Raw genomic sequence first — 3,546 nt, 5'->3', positions numbered from 1 at the left:
CGACCTACTCTCCCACGTGTTACCGCAGTACCATCGGCTCTGGTGGGCTTAACTTCTCTGTTCGGAATGGGAAGAGGTGGACACCACCGATATAGGCACCTAAATGTCTTTATCAATTAATGCTCATAATGAATTTTATTTCATCATTTCGCTTTGATCAGTATTTATATTGTTTATCGCTCTTAACCTTCGGCCTCTGAGCTACAAACGATGACATATTATTGAAAGAAGTTAGTTATGAAGAACAAACAACAGTTTATTGCTCTTGAAAGCTTCGGATGATTAGTATTACTCGACTATGCTGTCACCAGCTTTACATCTGTAACCTATCAACGTAGTAGTCTGCTACGGTCCTATATGGAATTCTCATCTCGTGGCTAGTTTCGCACTTAGATGCTTTCAGCGCTTATCTATTCCCAACGTAGCTACTCTGCAATGCCCCTGGCGGAACAACAGATTCACTAGAGGTTAGTCCAACCCGGTCCTCTCGTACTAAGGTCAGCCCCACTCAAAATTCCTACGCCCACAACAGATAGGGACCGAACTGTCTCGCGACGTTCTGAACCCAGCTCGCGTGCCACTTTAATCGGCGAACAGCCGAACCCTTGGGACCTTCTCCAGCCCCAGGATGTGACGAGCCGACATCGAGGTGCCAAACCTCCCCGTCGATATGAGCTCTTGGGGGAGATCAGCCTGTTATCCCCAGCGTACCTTTTATCCTTTGAGCGATGGCCCTTCCATGCAGAACCACCGGATCACTATATCCGTCTTTCGACCCTGCTCGGCTTGTCTGCCTCACAGTCAAGCAAGCTTATGCTATTGCACTCCTCATACGGTTACCAAGCGTATTGAGCTTACCTTTGAAAGCCTCCGTTACCTTTTTGGAGGCGACCACCCCAGTCAAACTACCCATCAAACAATGTCCCCCCATACAGGGGTTAGACACCGAATACAAAAAGGGTGGTATTTCAACGTTGACTCCACAACACCTAGCGATGCCACTTCATAGTCTCCCACCTATCCTACACATCCTGTATCCAATGTCAATGTTAAATTGTAGTGAAGGTGCATGGGGTCTTTCCGTCCCGTTGCGGGTACCCGGCGTCTTCACCGGGACCACAATTTCACCGAGCTCATGGCTGAGACAGCGCCCAGATCGTTACACCATTCGTGCAGGTCGGAACTTACCCGACAAGGAATTTCGCTACCTTAGGACCGTTATAGTTACGGCCGCCGTTTACTGGGGCTTCGATTCAATGCTTCTCCTTGCGAATGACATCCCCTCTTAACCTTCCAGCACCGGGCAGGTGTCAGGCCTTATACTTCATCTTTCGATTTTGCAAAGCCATGTGTTTTTGTTAAACAGTCGCCTGGGCCTTTTCACTGCGGCTGACATTGCTGTCAGCGCCCCTTCTCCCGAAGTTACAGGGCCATTTTGCCGAGTTCCTTAGCCATGATTCACTCGAGCACCTTAGAATTCTCTTCCCGGATACCTGTGTCGGTTTGCGGTACGGGTTTTTATAACCTGAAGCTTAGCGGTTTTTCTTGGAAGTCTGATTACCTGCGCTATCCACTTACCCGAAGGCTTGCGGTACTATCGACCTTTAGCTAGAGTGGCGGATTTGCCTACCTCTCCAATACCTACAGTCTTTAACGATCTATTCCGTCAGATCGCGGCAGTGTCACTACTCCGTCCCCACATCGCAGTTATAAAAAGTACTGGAATATTAACCAGTTGTCCATCGAATTTCCCCTTCGGGTTCTCCTTAGGCCCCGACTAACCCTGATCCGATTAGCGTTGATCAGGAAACCTTATCCTTTCGGTGGGCAGGTTTCTCGCCTGCCTTATCGTTACTTATGCCTACATTTGCTTTTCCAGAAGCTCCACCACAACTTACGTCATAACTTCGCTGCCGCTGGAATGCTCCCCTACCGTAATATCTAAATATTACCCATAGCTTCGGTGTACTACTTTATGCCCGTTTATTATCCATGCACGATCGCTCGACTAGTGAGCTGTTACGCACTCTTTAAATGAATGGCTGCTTCCAAGCCAACATCCTAGCTGTCTAGGCAATCGCACCTCGTTAGTTCAACTTAGTAGTAACTTGGGGACCTTAGCTGATGGTCTGGGTTCTTTCCCTCTCGGCCCGTGACCTTAGCACCCCGGGCCTCACTGCAGTGTATATTTATTAGCATTCGGAGTTTGTCTGGATTTGGTAGGATTTGACTCCCCCGCACCCAATCAGTAGCTCTACCTCTAATAAACTTAACCACCACGCTGTTCCTAAAAACATTTCGGGGAGTACGAGCTATTTCCCAGTTTGATTAGCCTTTCACCCCTACCCACAGATCATCCGGAAACTTTTCAACGTTTATCGGTTCGGTCCTCCAGTACGTGTTACCGCACCTTCAACCTGTCCATGGGTAGATCACAAGGTTTCGCGTCTACCTCCCCTGACTATACGCCCTATTCAGACTCGCTTTCGCTTCGGCTGCGTGTCTTAAACACTTAACCTTGCCAGAGAAGAGTAACTCGTAGGCTCATTATGCAAAAGGCACGCCGTCACGCCACCTGGACGCTCCGACCGCTTGTAAGTACACAGTTTCAGGTTCTATTTCACTCCCCTGTTCGGGGTTCTTTTCACCTTTCCCTCACGGTACTGGTTCACTATCGGTCTCTCAGGAGTATTTAGCCTTACCGGATGGTGCCGGCAGATTCCCACAAGGCGTCTCCGACCTCGCGGTACTCAGGATACTACTAGACTAATGTTACTTACGTGTACGCGGCTCTCACGCTATTTTGCCAGGCTTCCCATCCTGTTCCACTTCATTTCATTAATGCCATATTGTAGTCCTACAACCCCAGCTATGCCGTAACATAACTGGTTTGGGCTCTTTCCCGTTCGCTCGCCACTACTTAGGAAATCATTATTATTTTCTCTTCCTCTGCTTACTTAGATGTTTCAGTTCGGCAGGTTTGCGCATCGTAATGCGACTAGTCTTCAACTAGCCAGGTTTCCCCATTCGGAAATCTCCGGATTAATTCATATTTGCTAATCCCCGGAGCTTATCGCAGCTTATCACGTCCTTCATCGCCTCTGAGAGCCAAGGCATCCCCTGTGTACTCTTTCTTACTTTCTTCTCTCCATAGCCTTTTGCGCCTATGGAAATGCTTTTTTTGATTGTTATTAACCCTACAGTTCCAGTCCTATACAAGTATAGTAGTGGTTCCTTCAAGCTAACAACGTCTCTATTGTTGTTTGCTCTTCTTTATTAACTTCTTCCAATATGTCAAAGAACTTTATTGTCCCAGGTTTTCAGTATTACTACTTCTTACCCTATTTCCTATACCTTTTATCTTAAGTATGGGCCAATCGTGGAGAATAACGGAGTCGAACCGTTGACCTCCTGCGTGCAAGGCAGGCGCTCTAGCCAGCTGAGCTAATCCCCCTTAGAATATATAATGTAGTCCCGAGCAGATTTGAACTGCTGACCCCTACATTATCAGTGTAGTGCTCTAACCAACTGAGCTACGGGACTATA

The 3,546-nt window shown here is 47.8% G+C and carries 2 tRNA genes and 2 rRNA genes; all 4 read right to left on the bottom strand.

The features are described from left to right. Positions 1–103: ribosomal RNA gene (rrf, locus tag HDE68_RS26290) — 5S ribosomal RNA — on the bottom strand; the annotation flags it as partial. A 160-nt stretch (positions 104–263) separates the two neighbouring features. Beyond that, positions 264–3,144, bottom strand: a 23S ribosomal RNA gene (locus HDE68_RS26285). Between the two features lie 236 nt (positions 3,145–3,380). After that, a tRNA-Ala gene (locus HDE68_RS26280) sits at positions 3,381–3,454 on the bottom strand. 15 nt (positions 3,455–3,469) lie between these two features. Continuing rightward, a tRNA-Ile gene (locus HDE68_RS26275) sits at positions 3,470–3,543 on the bottom strand. Positions 3,544–3,546: the final 3 nt, after the last annotated feature.

This window comes from Pedobacter cryoconitis, from assembly GCF_014200605.1.
In the GTDB taxonomy this organism is placed as follows: Bacteria; Bacteroidota; Bacteroidia; order Sphingobacteriales; family Sphingobacteriaceae; genus Pedobacter; species Pedobacter cryoconitis_B.
This window is presented reverse-complemented; position numbering and strand designations above follow the sequence as displayed.